General features: G+C 71.5%; 13 protein-coding genes, 1 tRNA gene and 1 pseudogene. 3 read left to right on the top strand and 12 right to left on the bottom strand.

What is annotated here, in order from left to right; translation table 11 throughout:
- Window positions 1–199: 199 nt before the first annotated feature.
- From rho to NRO40_RS20575, 7 genes are all read right to left on the bottom strand, one after another.
- On the bottom strand, window positions 200–2,308 hold the full coding sequence (rho, locus tag NRO40_RS20605; protein WP_058943735.1) for a transcription termination factor Rho: 2,109 nt from the start codon (window positions 2,306–2,308) through the stop codon (window positions 200–202).
- Window positions 2,309–2,732: 424 nt separating this feature from the next.
- Window positions 2,733–3,650: a homoserine kinase gene (gene thrB / locus NRO40_RS20600; protein WP_058943712.1), complete on the bottom strand. Its 918-nt coding sequence runs from the start codon at window positions 3,648–3,650 to the stop codon at window positions 2,733–2,735.
- 354 nt (window positions 3,651–4,004) lie between these two features.
- Window positions 4,005–5,075 (bottom strand): threonine synthase, encoded by a 1,071-nt coding sequence (thrC, locus tag NRO40_RS20595; protein WP_058943711.1) that lies wholly within the window; start codon window positions 5,073–5,075, stop codon window positions 4,005–4,007.
- A gap of 5 nt (window positions 5,076–5,080) precedes the next feature.
- Window positions 5,081–6,379, bottom strand: a complete 1,299-nt coding sequence (locus NRO40_RS20590; RefSeq protein ID WP_058943734.1) for a homoserine dehydrogenase — start codon at window positions 6,377–6,379, stop codon at window positions 5,081–5,083.
- 107 nt (window positions 6,380–6,486) lie between these two features.
- Window positions 6,487–7,878 (bottom strand): diaminopimelate decarboxylase, encoded by a 1,392-nt coding sequence (gene lysA / locus NRO40_RS20585; protein ID WP_058943710.1) that lies wholly within the window; start codon window positions 7,876–7,878, stop codon window positions 6,487–6,489.
- A gap of 16 nt (window positions 7,879–7,894) precedes the next feature.
- On the bottom strand, window positions 7,895–9,232 hold the full coding sequence (gene nrtL, locus NRO40_RS20580) for an ArgS-related anticodon-binding protein NrtL (protein ID WP_058943709.1): 1,338 nt from the start codon (window positions 9,230–9,232) through the stop codon (window positions 7,895–7,897).
- A gap of 328 nt (window positions 9,233–9,560) precedes the next feature.
- Window positions 9,561–10,031: a response regulator gene (locus NRO40_RS20575; protein ID WP_079047299.1), complete on the bottom strand. Its 471-nt coding sequence runs from the start codon at window positions 10,029–10,031 to the stop codon at window positions 9,561–9,563.
- A gap of 110 nt (window positions 10,032–10,141) precedes the next feature.
- Here NRO40_RS20575 and NRO40_RS20570 point away from each other — a divergent pair.
- Window positions 10,142–10,213, top strand: a tRNA-Arg gene (locus tag NRO40_RS20570).
- A 276-nt stretch (window positions 10,214–10,489) separates the two neighbouring features.
- On the opposite strand, the gene NRO40_RS30610 is transcribed toward NRO40_RS20570, so the two are convergent.
- The 3 genes and pseudogenes from NRO40_RS30610 to NRO40_RS20560 all read right to left on the bottom strand — a co-directional run.
- Window positions 10,490–10,927, bottom strand: a complete 438-nt coding sequence (locus NRO40_RS30610; protein WP_306674883.1) for a nuclease-related domain-containing protein — start codon at window positions 10,925–10,927, stop codon at window positions 10,490–10,492.
- A gap of 10 nt (window positions 10,928–10,937) precedes the next feature.
- Complete coding sequence (locus tag NRO40_RS30605; protein WP_306674882.1) at window positions 10,938–11,345, bottom strand: hypothetical protein; 408 nt, start codon at window positions 11,343–11,345, stop codon at window positions 10,938–10,940.
- 187 nt (window positions 11,346–11,532) lie between these two features.
- A pseudogene (locus tag NRO40_RS20560) lies at window positions 11,533–12,229 on the bottom strand (tyrosine-type recombinase/integrase); the annotation flags it as partial.
- Window positions 12,230–12,468: 239 nt separating this feature from the next.
- On the opposite strand from NRO40_RS20560, the gene NRO40_RS20555 reads away from it, so the two are divergent.
- Window positions 12,469–12,732, top strand: a complete 264-nt coding sequence (locus NRO40_RS20555) for a hypothetical protein (RefSeq protein WP_058943707.1) — start codon at window positions 12,469–12,471, stop codon at window positions 12,730–12,732.
- Complete coding sequence (locus NRO40_RS20550; protein WP_058943706.1) at window positions 12,729–13,142, top strand: PIN domain-containing protein; 414 nt, start codon at window positions 12,729–12,731, stop codon at window positions 13,140–13,142. The genes NRO40_RS20555 and NRO40_RS20550 overlap by 4 nt, the downstream gene beginning before the upstream one ends.
- Window positions 13,143–13,222: 80 nt before the next feature.
- Here the strand turns inward: NRO40_RS20550 and NRO40_RS20545 are convergent, their stop codons facing one another.
- Together NRO40_RS20545 and NRO40_RS20540 are read right to left on the bottom strand one after the other, a co-directional pair.
- Window positions 13,223–14,257 (bottom strand): CBS domain-containing protein, encoded by a 1,035-nt coding sequence (locus NRO40_RS20545; protein ID WP_058943705.1) that lies wholly within the window; start codon window positions 14,255–14,257, stop codon window positions 13,223–13,225.
- Window positions 14,241–16,085 carry a GmrSD restriction endonuclease domain-containing protein gene (locus NRO40_RS20540; RefSeq protein WP_257375466.1) on the bottom strand — a complete coding sequence of 615 codons (1,845 nt, stop codon included), beginning with the start codon at window positions 16,083–16,085 and terminating at the stop codon, window positions 14,241–14,243. The genes NRO40_RS20545 and NRO40_RS20540 overlap by 17 nt, the downstream gene beginning before the upstream one ends.
- Window positions 16,086–16,134: the final 49 nt, after the last annotated feature.

Raw genomic sequence — 16,134 nt, 5'->3', positions numbered from 1 at the left:
CGCGTCGGCGGTGGGTACCGGCCGGCCACACGACGGTGCGGAGCCGCCCGGCGCTTCAGGGCAAGGCTCCGCCTACTCAGTGGGCGTATTCGCCAATACGTTCCCCCCCACTACGACGCGCTGATCGTACAACGCGCAACCGCCCTCCGGTCACCGAGGTGACCGGAGGGCGGTTGCGGGGATCCGGGCGGTGCCGGCGTCAGTCGTTGTTGCCCGACGACGGCGTCGTCTTCTGGATCTGCAGCAGGAACTCGGCGTTCGACTTCGTCTGCTTCATCTTGTCCAGCAGCAGCTCGATCGCCTGCTGCTGGTCGAGCGCGTGCAGCACCCGGCGCAGCTTCCAGACGATGGCGAGCTCCTCGCTGCCGAGCAGGATCTCCTCCTTGCGCGTACCGGACGCGTCGACGTCGACGGCCGGGAAGATGCGCTTGTCGGCGAGCTTCCGGTCGAGCTTGAGCTCCATGTTGCCGGTGCCCTTGAACTCCTCGAAGATCACCTCGTCCATGCGCGAGCCGGTGTCGACCAGCGCGGTGGCCAGGATGGTCAGCGAGCCGCCGTCCTCGATGTTGCGCGCCGCGCCGAAGAAGCGCTTCGGCGGGTAGAGCGCGGTCGAGTCGACACCACCGGACAGGATGCGGCCGGAGGCCGGCGCCGCGAGGTTGTACGCGCGGCCCAGGCGGGTGATCGAGTCGAGCAGGACGACCACGTCGTGGCCCAGCTCCACCAGGCGCTTGGCGCGCTCGATGGCGAGCTCCGCGACGGTGGTGTGGTCCTCGGCGGGGCGGTCGAAGGTCGAGGAGATGACCTCGCCCTTCACCGACCGCTGCATGTCGGTGACCTCTTCCGGACGCTCGTCGACCAGGACGACCATCAGGTGGCACTCGGGGTTGTTCACGGTGATCGCGTTGGCGATCGCCTGCATGATCATGGTCTTGCCGGTCTTCGGCGGGGCCACGATCAGGCCGCGCTGGCCCTTGCCGATCGGCGACACGAGGTCGATGATCCGCGTGGTCAGCACGCCCGGGTCGGTCTCCAGGCGCAGGCGGTCCTGCGGGTACAGCGGCGTCAGCTTGTTGAACTCGGGACGGCCGCGGCCGGAGTCGGCGGCCATGCCGTTGGCCGAGTCGAGGCGGACCAGCGCGTTGAACTTCTCGCGGCGCTCGCCCTCCTTCGGCTGGCGCACGGCACCCGTGACGTGGTCGCCCTTGCGCAGGCCGTTCTTGCGGACCTGGGCGAGGGAGACGTACACGTCGTTCGGACCCGGCAGGTAGCCGGAGGTCCGGATGAACGCGTAGTTGTCGAGGATGTCGAGGATGCCCGCGACGGGGATCAGGACGTCGTCGTCGGAGACCTGCGGCTCGCCGGTCGCGAAGTCCTCGCGGCCGCGACGGCCACGGCGGTCGCGGTACCGGCCCCGGCGGCCGCGGCGGCCGCCCTCGTCGTCGAAGTCGTCCTGCGGGCCGGCCTGGCCCTGCTGGCCGCCCTGGCGCTGCTGGCGCTGGCCGCCGCCCTGCTGGTCGTCGCCCTTGCCGCCGCGGTCGCGGCGGTCGCGCTGCCGGTCGCCCCGCTCGCCGCGCTCGCCGCGGTCACGGTCGCGGCGGTCGCGCCGGTCACGGCGGCCGCCCTCGGCGGTGTCGGCGGCGGACTCGGCCGTACGGGCCTCCTGGCCCTCGGGGCGGACCTCGGTGCGGACGTCCGTCCGGACCTCGCCACGCGCTTCGCCGCGGGCCTCGGCCTCGGCGGTGGGGCTGCCGGCGGGGGCGGTCGCACGGCGACGGCGGCGGTCGCCCGCGGCCTCGTCGACGGCCTGGCCCTGCTCCGCCGCGCCCGCGTGCTTGGGCGACGGCTGGCCGGGGATCTCGATCTGCTGCTGGGCGACGGCCTTCTCGGCCTTGTCGACCTTCGCCGCCTTGGCGGCGCCGTCGGTGGCCTGCGCGGCGCTCCCCGCGGCCTCGGCCTTGTCGACGGCCTTGCCGGCGCCCTCCTCACCCGTACGGGTGCGGGAGGTGGCGCGGCGCTTCGGCTTGGTCTCGGCGGTGCCGGACTCGGCGCCCTTGGGCGCGGCCGTGCCGCCCCCGCCCTGCGCTTCCTTGATGACCTCGATCAGCTGGCTCTTGCGCATGCGCGCGGTGCCCCTGATGCCGAGGCCGGACGCGACCTGCTGCAGCTCGGCCAGGACCATGCCCTCGAGGCCGGTGCCGGAGCGGCGGCGCCGTGAGGTGGTGCCAGTGGCAGCACCTGCGGCGGGCGCGGCGGCGTCGACAGTCTTGTCGGCAGTCACGCCCATCAGATCGGTGGTGTCGCTCACGAAGGGTCCTTCCCTGGAGCGGACGTCGGCCTTCTGGCTCGGCGACCGGTTGTGCTGTCCGGCCTCGGCCCTCATGTGGGGGCCGTGCCGGGGCGGTGGTTCCGCCGGGATACGGCGGCAGAAGAAATACACGTGCGTGGGTCCGGCCCGAGACCCCCTGCTCGGCCCTCTCCTGGGATGAGCGAGGGATGACGCGTACCGGTTCCGGAGCGTGCTCGAAACTGCTCAGGCAGGCTGCTCAGGCAGTTGGGGAGGCTCCCGGAAGAATGGTGGTCCCTGAAGGGGACACGCAGCACCGCGCCACAAAGACGTCGGGTGCAGACTTGAGGTTAACACTACCGGCTCCAACAAACATTCCCCCTCTCCCACACCGGCAATCCGTGTGTACGGCGTTCCCCGCCGCGACGGGTCGCGCCTCGCCTTCCTACGGTGCGAGCGGCAGCACGCTCGCACCGGCGGCGTCGAGGGCGAGCCGGTTGGCCGCCCAGCCCTCGCCCGCCAGCAGCGCGACCTTGTCCGCCGCGCCGTCCTCGGCCAGCGCGAGGACCGTCGGGCCCGCGCCGGAGATGACCGCGGGGATGCCGTCCGCCCGCAGCCGGTTCACAAGTGCGATGCTCTCCGGCATGGCCGGAGCGCGGTACTCCTGGTGCAGCCGGTCCTCGGTGGCGGCGAGCAGCAGCTCGGGGCGGCGCGTGAGGGCCTCGACGAGCAGTGCGGCACGGCCGGCGTTGGCGGCGGCGTCCACGTGGGGGACGGTACGGGGCAGCAGTCCGCGGGCGGTCTCGGTGAGGACGGGGTTCGCGGGCACGAACACCACCGGGACGACGCCGTGCGCGGGGTCCATGCGGACGGCGCGGGCGGCCCCGGCCTCGGTCCAGGCCAGGGTGAAGCCGCCCAGCAGGCAGGCGGCGACGTTGTCGGGGTGGCCCTCGATCTCGGTGGCGAGCTCCAGCAGCGCGGCGTCGTCGAGCCGGCTGTCACCGCCTATGGTCACGGCGCGGGCGGCGACGATGCCCGCGCAGATGGCGGCCGACGAGGAGCCGAGGCCGCGCCCGTGCGGGATGCGGTTGGCGCAGACGACCTCCAGGCCGCGGGGCTGGCCGCCGAGCAGGTCGAAGGCGGTGCGCAGGGAGCGGACGAGGAGGTGGCTCTCGTCGCGCGGGAGGGTGTCGGCGCCCTCACCGGCGATGTCGACGTGCAGCCCGGAGTCGGCGACCCGGACGACGACGTCGTCGTAGAGCCCCAGCGCGAGGCCGAAGGCGTCGAAGCCCGGGCCGAGGTTGGCGCTGGTGGCGGGGACGCGCACCCGTACGGCGGCGGCGCGGAACGCGGGACCGGCCATCGCTCGTTGACTCTCCTTGCTCTGGACCTGCGGGGGTGACCTGCGGGGATGGGACGGGCTGGGGATCGGGGTCTTCCGTCAGACGTACGCGCACCTGAGGGCCGTTCGGCAATCCCCGACGACGTCGTCACCCGCGGCGATACGGCGGGGTGGGTTCGGTACAGCCTATCGAAGGAAGGTTCTGCGGCGACATAGGGCGCACGGGAGGCGCACGGTGCGTGTCGCGCCGACCGGCGTGCCCCGCCGGAGCGGCGGTACGGCGGCGGTACGGCGCTGCGCGGTGGTACGGCGATGCGGCGGCGACGGCCGTACCGGCCCGCGGACCCCGGGTGCCGGGGCCCGCGGGACGGGGGGTCAGGCCAGGCCGAGGCGCTCGGCCGCCGCGGCGGCGTCGACCGGGACCGTGACGGGCTGCGGCGCGCCGGCGACCGCCCAGTCCGGGTCCTTGAGGCCGTTGCCGGTGACGGTGCAGACGATGGTCTGGCCCGGGTCGACCTTGCCCTGCTCGGCGGCCTTCAGCAGGCCGGCCACGGACGCGGCGGACGCCGGCTCGACGAAGACGCCCTCCTGTGCGGCCAACAGCCGGTAGGCGCGCAGGATCTCACGGTCCGTCACCTCGTCGATGAAGCCGCCCGACTCGTCGCGCGCGGCGAGCGCGAAGTCCCAGGAGGCCGGGTTGCCGATGCGGATCGCGGTGGCGATGGTCGACGGGTCCTTGACGACCTCCCCGCGCACCAGCGGGGCGGAGCCGGACGCCTGGAAGCCCCACATCCGGGGGGTGCGCCCGGCCACGCCGTCCCGGGCGTACTCGGTGTACCCCTTCCAGTACGCGGTGATGTTGCCGGCGTTGCCGACGGGCAGGACGTGGATGTCGGGTGCTTCGCCGAGCATGTCCACGATCTCGAACGCGGCGGTCTTCTGACCCTCGATCCGCACGGGGTTGACCGAGTTGACGAGCGCGACCGGGTAGTTGTCGGAGAGGCCGCGGGCCAGCGTCAGGCAGTCGTCGAAGTTGCCCTCGACCTGGAGGATCCGCGCGCCGTGGACGAGGGCCTGGCCCATCTTGCCGAGGGCGATCTTGCCCTGCGGGACGAGGACCGCGCACACCATGCCGGCGCGCACCGCGTAGGCGGCGGCGGAGGCGGAGGTGTTGCCGGTGGAGGCGCAGATGACCGCCTTGGCGCCCTCCTCCTTGGCGCGGGTGATCGCCATGGTCATGCCGCGGTCCTTGAAGGAGCCGGTGGGGTTCGCCCCCTCGACCTTCAGGTGCACCTCGCAGCCCGTGCGCTCGGAGAGGACCTGGGCCGGGACGAGCGGCGTGCCACCCTCACGGAGAGAGACGACGGGCGTCGTGTCCGTGACCGGGAGGCGGTCCCGGTACTCCTCGATGATGCCGCGCCACTGGTGGGTGCCCTTGGTGGTCATGGGTCCTACTCCCCTTCAACCCGCATGATGCTGGCGACACCGCGCACGGTGTCGAGCTTGCGCAGCGCCTCGACGGTCCCGTTGAGGGCGGCGTCGGGCGCGCGGTGGGTGACGACGACGAGGGACGCCTCGCCGTCCGTGTCTGGTCGACCTTGCTGGCGCACCGTGTCGATGGATACGCCGTGCTCGGCGAAGACCGTCGCGACCTGGGCGAGGACACCCGGCTTGTCGGCCACGTCGAGGCTGATGTGGTACCGCGTCACGACCTCGCCCATGGAACTCACGGGCAGTTGCGTGTAAGCGGAGTCGCCGGGGCCCGTCGCGTCGTTGAGGCGGTTGCGGCAGACGGCGACGAGGTCGCCGAGCACGGCGGACGCGGTCGGCGAACCGCCGGCGCCCGGACCGTAGAACATGAGCTGCCCGGCCGCCTCGGACTCGACGAACACGGCGTTGTACGCGCCGCGGACGGAGGCGAGCGGGTGGCTTAGGGGGATCATCGCCGGGTGGACGCGCGCGGTGACGGACCCGCCGTCGGCGGCGCGCTCGCAGATGGCGAGGAGCTTGATGGTGCACCCCATGCGTTTCGCGGACGCGAAGTCCGCGGCGGTGACCTCGGTCATCCCCTCGCGGTACACGTCGTCGAGGCGCACCCGGGTGTGGAAGGCGATGCCGGCGAGGATCGCGGCCTTGGCGGCGGCGTCGAAGCCCTCGACGTCGGCGGTCGGGTCGGCCTCGGCGTACCCGAGGGCGGTGGCCTCGTCGAGCGCCTCGGAGTAGCCGGCCCCGGAGCTGCCCATCTTGTCGAGGATGAAGTTCGTGGTGCCGTTGACGATGCCGAGGACGCGGTTGACCTTGTCGCCGGCGAGGGACTCGCGCAGCGGGCGGATCAGCGGGATGGCACCGGCGACGGCGGCCTCGTAGTAGAGGTCACGGCCGTGCTCCTCGGCGACGGCGTGCAGCGCGGCGCCGTCCTGGGCGAGGAGCGCCTTGTTCGCCGAGACGACGGAGGCCCCGTGCTCGAAGGCGGTGGTGATGAGCGTGCGGGCCGGCTCGACCCCGCCGATGACCTCGACGACGACGTCGATGTCGCCCCGTTTCACCAGGGCCGTCGCGTCGGTGGTGATCAGCTCGGGGTCGATGCCCTCGCGGACCTTGGACGGCCGGCGGACGGCCACGCCGGCGAGCTCGACCGGCGCGCCGATGCGCGCGGCGAGGTCGTCGGCGTGCGTCGTCATGATGCGCGCCACCTCTGAGCCGACCACTCCACAGCCCAGCAGCGCCACCTTCAGCGGACGCGTACGCATCATCCGACCTCGTTTCCTGTCCTTCTACGTATTTCTACGGTGTTCCAGTCTCACTCACCGGACGGGAGTTTCTCCCCACCCGTCCGGATCCTGAGACATCTATTTCATCAACCGACATCGAGACGCAGGAGATCTTCCTCCGTCTCGCGCCGGACGACCACCCGCGCGGCACCGTCGGAGACGGCGACGACGGGCGGGCGCAGAGCGTGGTTGTAGTTGCTGGCCATGGAGCGGCAGTACGCGCCGGTGGCCGGTACGGCGATGAGGTCCCCGGGCGCGAGGTCGGCCGGGAGGAAGGCGTCCTTCACGACGATGTCGCCACTCTCACAGTGCTTGCCGACGACCCGGCAGAGCACCGGCGCGGCGTCGGAGGCGCGGGAGACGAGCGAGACGCTGTACTCGGCGTCGTACAGGGCGGTCCTGATGTTGTCGGACATGCCGCCGTCGACGGAGACGTACGTGCGCAGCCCCTCCAGCGCCTTGACCGTGCCGACCTCGTACAGCGTGAACGCGGTGGGGCCGACGATGGCGCGCCCCGGCTCGACGGAGATGCGCGGTGTCGCCAGCCCGGCGGCCTCGCACTCGCGGGTGACGATCTCCCCGAGCGCCTTGGCGATCTCGTGCGGTTCGCGCGGGTCGTCGTCGGGGGTGTACGCGATGCCGAGGCCGCCGCCGAGGTCGATCTCCGGCAGCTCGACGCCGTGCTCGTCGCGCACCGCGGCGAGCAGCGACACGACGCGCCGCGCGGCGACCTCGAACCCGGCCATGTCGAAGATCTGGGATCCGATGTGCGAGTGGATGCCGACCAGTTCGAGCGAGTCGAGTCCCAGGACGCGGCGCACGGCCTCCGCGGCCTGCCCGCCGGCGAGCGCGATGCCGAACTTCTGGTCCTCGTGGGCGGTGGCGATGAACTCGTGCGTGTGGGCCTCGACGCCCACGGTCACCCGGATCTGCACGCGCTGGCGCCGGCCGAGGGACCGGGCCACGTGCGCGACGCGGGCGATCTCCTGGAAGGAGTCGAGGACGATCCGCCCGACGCCCGCCTCGACGGCCCGCCGGATCTCGCCGGGGGTCTTGTTGTTGCCGTGGAAGGCGATGCGCTCGGCGGGCATGCCGGCGGAGAGCGCCGTGGCCAGCTCGCCGCCGGAGCAGACGTCGAGATTCAGCCCCTCCTCGGTCAGCCACCGCACGACGGCCCGGGAGAGGAACGCCTTGCCGGCGTAGAACACGTCGGCGTCCGCGCCGAAGGCGTCCGACCAGGCGCGGCAGCGCGCCCGGAAGTCGGCCTCGTCGAGGACGTAGGCGGGGGTGCCGAACTCCTCGGCCAGGTCGGTGACCCGCAGCCCGCCCACGGTGACGACGCCGTCGTCGCCGCGCCGCACGGTACGCGACCACACCTTGGCGTCGAGGTGGTTCAGGTCCGCGGGGGGCGCGGTGTAGTGCCCTTCGGGCAGGACGTCGGCGTGGCGGGGCCCGGCGGGGTGCGCGGAACGGCTCATGTCACTCTCACAGCTCTCACAGATGTTCAGGGGCGCTGATGCCGAGCAGGGACAGGCCGCCTGCGAGCACCGCGCCGGCGGCCTCGGCGAGGGCGAGCCGGGAGCGGTGGGCGGCCGAGGGTTTCTCGTCCCCGCGGGGCAGCACCGTGTGCTGGAACCCCAGGAGCGCGTCGGCGATGGCCTCCAGATGCCGGGCGAGCCGGTCCGGCGCGTGCTGCCGGGCGGCGGCGAGGAGCACGGCGGGGTGATCGGCGAGCGCGGCGAGGAGGGGGGCGGCGGCGGGGGTGTCGTCACCTGGGCCGACCTCCCCCTCCGCTCCGTCCGTCTCTCCGTCGGTCCTCCCGCCGAAGCCGAGGTCGGCGGCGTTGCGCACGAGCGCGCGGGCGCGGGCGTGCGCGTACTGGACGGTGAAGAGCGCGCCGGGCGCCTCGACCTGGCGCAGCAGCGGCCCGGGGTCGAGGACCCGGTCGTGAGCGGCGGGCCGCAGCAGGGCCCAGCGGCGGGCGTCGGGGCCGAGGACGGCGTCGACGTCGTAATGGGCGGGCACGGCGTGCAGCCGCCGGCCGCCGGGGGTGACGCGGGCGGGGGCGCCCTGCGAGCGGAGCAGGGCGACGACGGCCTCGGTGAGGACGGCGACGCGGGCGGTGGCGGGAGCGGCGGCACGGTCGCGGGCGACGGCGGCGTGGGCGGTCGCCTTGCCGGCGGCGGCGTCGGGGGCGTCGGGGGCGGGGCGGTCGGAGACGGGGCCGTCCGGGACGAGGCGGGTGGGGGCGGGGGAGTCCGAGGCGAGGTGGGCGGAGACGGGGCCGTCCGCGGCCAGGCGGGTGGGGGCGGGGGCCTCCTCGTCGGTACTGGTGGGGGCGGGGGCCTCCTCGTCGGCACCAGTGAGGGCGGGGGCATCCCGGTCGACACCCCTGGGGGCGACGGCGTCCCGGTCGGTACCGTCGCCGGCGGGCCGGAAGGCGACGTCCTCCGGGGGAAGCCCGGCAAGGGCGTCCCCGTACCCGTACCGCGGGCCCTCGTCGAGGACGCGGCGTACCAGCAGCCGATCGGCGTCGGCGCGGGCGCCGGCCCGCAGCGTGAGGTTGAGGAACCCGGGGCCCGTGATGTCGACGGCCGCGATGCCCGGCGCGTCGAGGAGCCGCTCGCGCAGGACCTCGGCGACCTGCCGGGGCGGTAGCGCGGCGGGGCCGGCGAGCTGGAGGGCGGCGTTCGTCGCCCAGTCCCCGCGCCCCCCGGGCCGGGGCCGCTCGACGACGACCCGCGCGGGGACGTCTGCCACGCGCAGCGCGCCGTCACCGACCGCGCGACGCACGGCGCGCAGCACGGTGAGGGAGAGGTCCGCGGGGGTCACGGGACAAGCGTAGGCGAGGAGGGGGGTGGGTACGCGAACCGGTTTCGCGATCTGGTCACCGGACACCGCACGATCCCGGCCACACCCCGCCCCCGAGCGCCCGCTACAAGCCCCTGACCAGCAAAAACATTTTCTGGAACATCAAGAACCGCACCACGGTCACGGCACATGAAACCGGGTCGACGCGCAGGCGAACCCCCGACGAACACGAACGCGGCGCCGCCTCCCCCGAGCCCGCTCCCCACCCCAGGCACCGCCCCTCAGCCGATCCCCACGCCATCCCGGCCCCGGCACCGACCCCCGCCTCCGGCCCCCGCCCCCGGGATGATCACCCGCAGGAACTGCCCGCGTGGCCGGCGCCGTGGTGACCGTCCATCGGGGGCGGCATCAACCGCCGCACCAGCCGTACGAGATCGGCGGGCTCGAAGGGCTTGGCGAGGAAGGCGTCGACGCCCGCGTCGAGGCCGCTCTCGATCTCGGCCTGGTCGCAGGCGCTGATGATCGCGAGGGGCACGTGCCGCGTCCGCGCGTCCCCGCGCAACAGGGCGGCCGTCCGCAGCCCGTCCAGGCGGGGCATGACCACGTCGAGCGTCACCACGTCGGGCCGGAAGCGATGGACGACTTCCAGACACTCGGCACCGTCGGCCGCGGTCACCACCTCGAAGCCCTCCAGCTCGAGGTTGACCCTGATCAGCTGCCGGATGACCCGGTTGTCGTCCACAACCAGCACCCGACCGGACACGCCTGACACAACTCGAGAGTAGGTGCCGCCCGGCCCCCGCGTCCGGGTTTTCGCCACTTCCGCCCCCTGCGGGCGACCACACGCCGCCCGACCCCCCGAAATACCTGTTCACGGGCACCCGTCGGGAGCTGGTAGGGTTCTACCCGTCGCCGCGAAACACGGCGGACGCCCCCGTAGCTCAGGGGATAGAGCAACGGCCTCCGGAGCCGTGTGCGCAGGTTCGAATCCTGCCGGGGGCACCCTGCATGAGGTGCCCAAAGACCCCGTCACCAGCGGAAACGCTGAGGCCGGGGTCTTCGCGTATGTGCAGCCGTATGCCGGTCTGAGCGGGCGTATGTCGGGGTCTGTGGACGAGGCGTGGACGGGATCTTGAAGCATCGCCGCAGGTGAGGTCCCGGGAAAGGCGAAGCCCGCACCGACGCCAGGCGCCCCTGCCCGGCACGGGACCGTCACGCCGCAGGGGCTGCCGACAGCCGACCAGCAAGACTGCCGGCACCTCATCGCGGGCCACCACCTCAGGCCTGAGCCCACGCCTGACGATGACGAGCAACGCCGTACACCTGCTCGACCTGGTCGGCCGTGAGGATGCCTGAGAGCGGACCGAGGGCCGACACCTGGCGCTCCTGGTACACCCGGACGTCGAGCTGCGTGGCGACCACCTTCAGCTCGGTGACGCCGACGAAGACGAGCACCGGCTCCACCGGTACCGGGAAGCCGCAATAGCGCTCAAGCACTCGGGCGACCCGCTTGGCCTCCGCCCGGCTCTTGCGTGCGTAGGGCGCCGGTTTCCCGTGATCGACTTTCACGGAATTGTCCCCGACCCATACGGCCCTCTTGTGGTGGTGCTTCGTATTGATGCTGAACACTCCGCCAGGCCCGATCAGTAAGTGATCGATATCCACTTTGTTGGCCAAGGGGACGGAGTGCAGGACGCGCCAGCCGTGGCGCCCCAAGCGGTTCAGCTCAGCTCCCCACTCGACGCTCCCCCGCCAATCCCTTTTGCCAGGAGTCCCACTCAGTGGGCCGCCGCAAAATCCGTGAGCCGACTCGCTCCATAAGCCCCGGGCCGGATTCGGCGAGCAGATCACGCAAGGACTGCCCGGGAGTGTTGACGGCCAGGTCATCGGCTGGCGTCAGAGCCGGCAGCATCGGACGCGCCTGAGCATCCAACGCCCTGTCTCGCAGAACGAGCCCAGTGAGGCCCTGTAAGTGCTTGGTGAGCACAGTGATCACTTCGTCGCGGTATTCGGCCCGCAAGACCGTAACGTTTCCCGTCGTGACGTCCGCCCAACCGAACGCGGTGCCATCAGGCAGGTTGGCGTACAGACGATCATGCCCGTATCGCTTCCAGCGCGTGACGTGCAGCTCCACAAGGCCCCCTCTCTCCGGCATTGACGTTGCCGACATGCCAGCAGCAAGCGAGATGAGGCCACAAGAGCGCAGGGCAGGCCGCACGTCTCAGCTTGCCCGTTACGAAGCGAAGCACCGGCGCGGGTAGGGCCGAAACGAGGGAGGCCCCAGGCGGCATGCCTGAGGCCTCAGTATCGGTGCAGTTGTCTCACTCGTACTCGCGGAGCAAGTCCTCGATGCGACGGTTGGCGACGTCCTGCCGTCCGTCGAGGCACTTCGCGTAGCGGGTCAGCAGGACCTCGACGCTGTTGCCGGCGCGCTCGGCCACCTCTATCGGGTCGGCCCCGCCGTTGAGCCACGTCGACAGCGCCGAGCGCCGGAGGTCGCACGGCCGACTCGCGAGCGGCGAGGCCGCGACGGCCGGCGGAAGCGCGAGGAGACGGGCTTCCTGCCACACGCGGTGGTAGGTCGAGGACGGGACGACCGAGCCCTTCTCGGTAAAGAACAGCCGCCCGTCGTCCGCCGTGCCGCCGAAGGCGGCCAGGTGCTCACGAAGCACGGCGCGAGGTGGGGCGGGATGGGAACCCGCCTGACGTCCTCGGCCGGCCGGTTCTTCGGCCCGCGGTCGTCATGGGTCTCCCCGAGTCGGTCCACTGCTTGCCGACGGACGGACAGGTCCGGTGGAGCAGCGCCGAACCCCAGCCGTGGCCGGGAAGGTTCAAGTCCGTCTCGACCAGGCCGACCGCTTCCGCCGGCCGGAGCCCGCCGACGTACATGGCGGCGAACAGACCCACGAGGCGACGGCCGCGGGCACGTCAGCATCCACTCACATGGGAAACCGCCGCCAGGAGATTCCGCGCCTGCTCCGGGTTGGCGACGACCCGCGGGTCGACCTGGTTGGACACCTGGCCCCGAGCTCGTCGGCCGGCGCCCTGACGTCCGCCCCGTCCCTCGTCACGTGCCCTCGGCGGGGCTATGCGGCAAGCACGCCTGTCGGCCCACGCCCCCTTCTGGGAGTACCTCGTACCTGACCAGCCGAATTCCGCCTGACCGGCACCGCCTCTCTCCAGGAGATCGCGTCGCCTGCGGCAGCCATGCCAGAAGGAAAGGCAGTGCGGGGAGGATGGCGGGTAGGATAGATCGCATGAGTGAGCCCACCGGTAAGTACTCGATCACCATGCCACGCGACATCGCCGAGGCGGCCAAGGCCCGCAGCGGCCCCTCCGGTCTGTCCGCCTACGTGGCTGCGGCCGTCGCCCGCCAGATCGAACGCGACAACCTCAACGAACTCCTTACCGTCGCCGAGGCCGAGCACGGACCCGTCACGGACGAAGAGATCCAGTCCCTGCGCGACCAGCTCGCCCAGGCACGGCGCGAGCAGGCGCAGCGCGGAGCGGACGCAGCGTGACCCGTTCCCCCGCAGTCCCCGGCGGCACCCTCGTCCTCGACAGTGAAGGACTCGCCAAGGCCGTCCTGCGCGACCGTACGGTCACTGCCTGGCTGGCCCTGGCCCGCGCCGACGACCTGCGTGTGATCACCTCAGCGGCCACCCTCGTCGAAGTGGTCCATCCCCGCGTCAACCGCCCGGCCCTGGAATGGACGCTCTCCCGCCTGGTCATCGAACCGATCACCGAGCCGATCGCCCGTCACGCCGCCACCCTCCTCGCCGATGCCGGCCTGCACGGCCACAAGTACGCCATCGACGCCATGCTCGCCGCCACCGCCCTGGCCGCACCAGGCCCGGCCACCATCCTCACCTCTGACCCAGAGGATCTCACTGCCCTCTGCGGCGGACGCGCGACCGTGATCAAGATCTGACCGCTCCGCTCCGTTGAGGCCTCGGTCGGAGTCTCCACGCTCCGTCTGCCCTTGCGAGGGCAGCCGGCTGGAACGGCACGTCACGCGGTCAAGCCCATATCGGTCGCCCCGTAGTCAGGGTCGTACAGGCGCAGCATGGAGACGAAGCTGTCGAGCAGGTCGAGCTGTTCGGCCCTGAGGGACGGCGCGTTGAAGTGCATGACCGTGTTGCGGACGTCCTTCACCCGGCTGAGCAGCCCGATGAAGTGGGCTCTGTCGACGAGGGGCCAGCCGAGCTTGTCCCAGCGTTCCTCGTTGTCCAGGAGGCGGATGTACTCGCCGAACATCATCTCGTCGACCGACGTTTTCTTCTTGTGTACCTTCTGCACGTCGGCCTCGTCGTAGACTCGCCCCAGGCAGCGCCGGAGTCGGCGCTCGATCTCCCCGAGGGTGAAGAAGGGGCGGGCCACGGCGCCGAACTCGCCGGCGAGATCGGCGGAGGTGACGATGCCGCTCACCTGCCCGTCCGCAGCTCGGACAAGAACGAACTCGTGCGCGCGGATCGCCGGCAGCACCGGCAGCAGGTGAGCCGAGGCGTTGACGATCTCGTACTCCGTGCTGATCGCGTTGGCCAGACACGTCTTACGTCCGGTCGCGTGCATGTGAACGATCGATGCCCAGGTGACGACACCGTGCAGGGTTCCCGACGTGTCGATCACGGGAAGCTGTGAGTACCCGTGCTCCGCCATCCTGCCCATCGCGGCGGACAGAGACTCATCGGGCGTGATCGACGCAACCCCGTGGGCGCAGGGCAGGTCGTGCACCCGCATGGCCGCCTGCGGGAACACTCCGACGGCTTCCTCGGAGTCATCGGCCGGGTCCCGCTCGACGGCGTCACCGCCGGCTTCGGCAGCCGTGTCCCGCTCGTGGCCGATCGGGACGATCGCGACCTCGTCGTCCAGTGAGCCGGCCGCGAAGTCCGGCACCGTGTTCAGGCCGGCGTTCGTCAGATCGAGCCGGATCTGAGGGACGGACGCGTGGTCACGGATCCGGTAGCCCCACACCGCCAACAGGTCCCGGATCGTCAGGGATGCGCCTTCCAGTCCCTTGACTGTGGCATCAAGCGGCGTCGGCATCGCTCGTCCCCTCACGCACCGCGGTCTTGCCCATCTCTCGCTCCACGAGTTCCAGGAGCCTGGCCGTCCGATCCCGGTAGAAGGCGTCGAAGTCGTCCGCGCGCAACGCCTTGGCGTCGATGAGGTGCGTTCCGACGATGTCGTCGAACCAGTCCCCCGGACTCCCGGTGTGCCGCTCGAAGGCGGTCAGGTACGCCGACGGCGCGCCGGCACCCATCGCCTGCATCGCCCGGTAGGACAGCGGTGTCTTGTTGACGATGCTGCTCATCCGGGTGCCGTCCACGCCGTTCTGCTCGAACCACGCCTTCGGGAAGACCTGCCGGATGTCCACGTACTGCCCGATCAGGAACTGCTCGTTGATCGGTTCCCCGTGGAAGTACCAGTCGATCGCCCCCTCCTTGAGGAGGAGGGCGTGGATCCCCTTGTACGCGGCGCTGTTGCGTGAGGCAAGCCGGTGCAGGCGCTGTTCCTGGAACGTCGCCTCGGTGACGGTGTCGGGCTGCGCGCCGCCGTCCTTGATCCAGCCGACCACCTGCTCGACGTCCCGCACGAACCGGGTATCCGTGACCCCTCCGTAGAGCTCACCGAGCACACCGCACCAGTACCAGCGGGCGAGCTTCTCCTGGGCGTCCGGCTCGTGCAGCGCCTCACCGAGCAGGACGGCGATGGCCGCCAGGGGCACCACCTGCGACCCGTACGGCAGGTCACGCTCACGGAATACGTGCTGCGTGGCCAGGAAGCGGCCGACCCAGGACAGCGCCTCGGCCGTCTTCGGAGCGATCCGCGTGTAGTCGGCCAGCGGAAGGTGCAGCAGGTCCCGGCGCTTGCAGCTCACCGCCGGTGCGTTGGCCACTCCGGGGTGCTCCGCCAGGAACTCCTGCTTGCGCATGTACGTGCGCACCAGCGCGATGGCCTGAAGGAAGTCCAGGCTCGTGAGTCCGGTCTCCTGGCCGGTCTCCTTGTCCAGGGTGCCGAACACCGGGTGGTCGGCGCACAGCTTGCCCTTGATGTCCTGCCAGTCCTTGATGAGGCTGAAGTCCTGGCCGCCGTGGTCCGCGGAGTACTGCGCGTCCCCCGCGTAGGTGGCCGTGAGCAGCTCGAAGACGTTGAGGACGACGCCGCCGGTGTTCACCCGCTCGAACACCGAGCACACCGCCTCCTTGCGGGTTTCCTTCGGGAGGCGGATCAACGGCACTTTGAAGCCCTTGACCGTGTCGATGACCCGGGCCTGGAAGGCCGACCACAAGTCCCAGCGGTCGTCACCGCCACTCACGTAGGCCCTTTGCCACTTCCCGGTCAAGTCCGGTTCGAAGATCAGATTCAGGGGGAACAGGCCGCTCGCGCACTCCTTCTCGCGCGTCGAGAGGTCCTGGACCGCGTGGCCGTATGCGCCGCGCACCACACGGTCCTCGGGTACGGACACGATCGCCTCGTCGCGATCCGCCGCCTCGTCCACCGCCTTGACGATGTCGATGTAGTACCAGCGCCTGAGCGGCTTGTTGCGTGTGCCCGTCGTCTCCACGGGCCGGTCGGACCGGAGCGCCTGGAACAAGGAGGTCAGCCGCTGCTGACCGTCGAGCAGCAGTTGCTCCGGCACCGCATGCTGCTCCACATCGGTGCCGTGCAGCGGCCGGGCCTTGAACTGGGCCTCGCCGCCCGTCTCCAGCGTCATTGCGACACCCAGTGGGTAGTCGAGCGTCACCGTCGCCAGCAGGGCGCGGATCCGATCGTCGTCCCACTTCCACTGCCGCTGGAAGTCGGGGAGCTGGATCCTGCCAGCCGCCACATCGTCCAGCATCTTGCCCAGGCTGGGCCCGTCCAGCGCCATGTCAAACCCCCAGTAACACAGACACTCCCCTACGTCACAGCTCGACATG

Origin of the sequence: Streptomyces changanensis, from assembly GCF_024600715.1 — a bacterium.
GTDB lineage: Bacteria > Actinomycetota > Actinomycetes > Streptomycetales > Streptomycetaceae > Streptomyces > Streptomyces changanensis.
The sequence above is the reverse complement of the archived record's forward strand: the minus strand, read 5'-3'. Positions and strand labels throughout refer to the sequence as shown.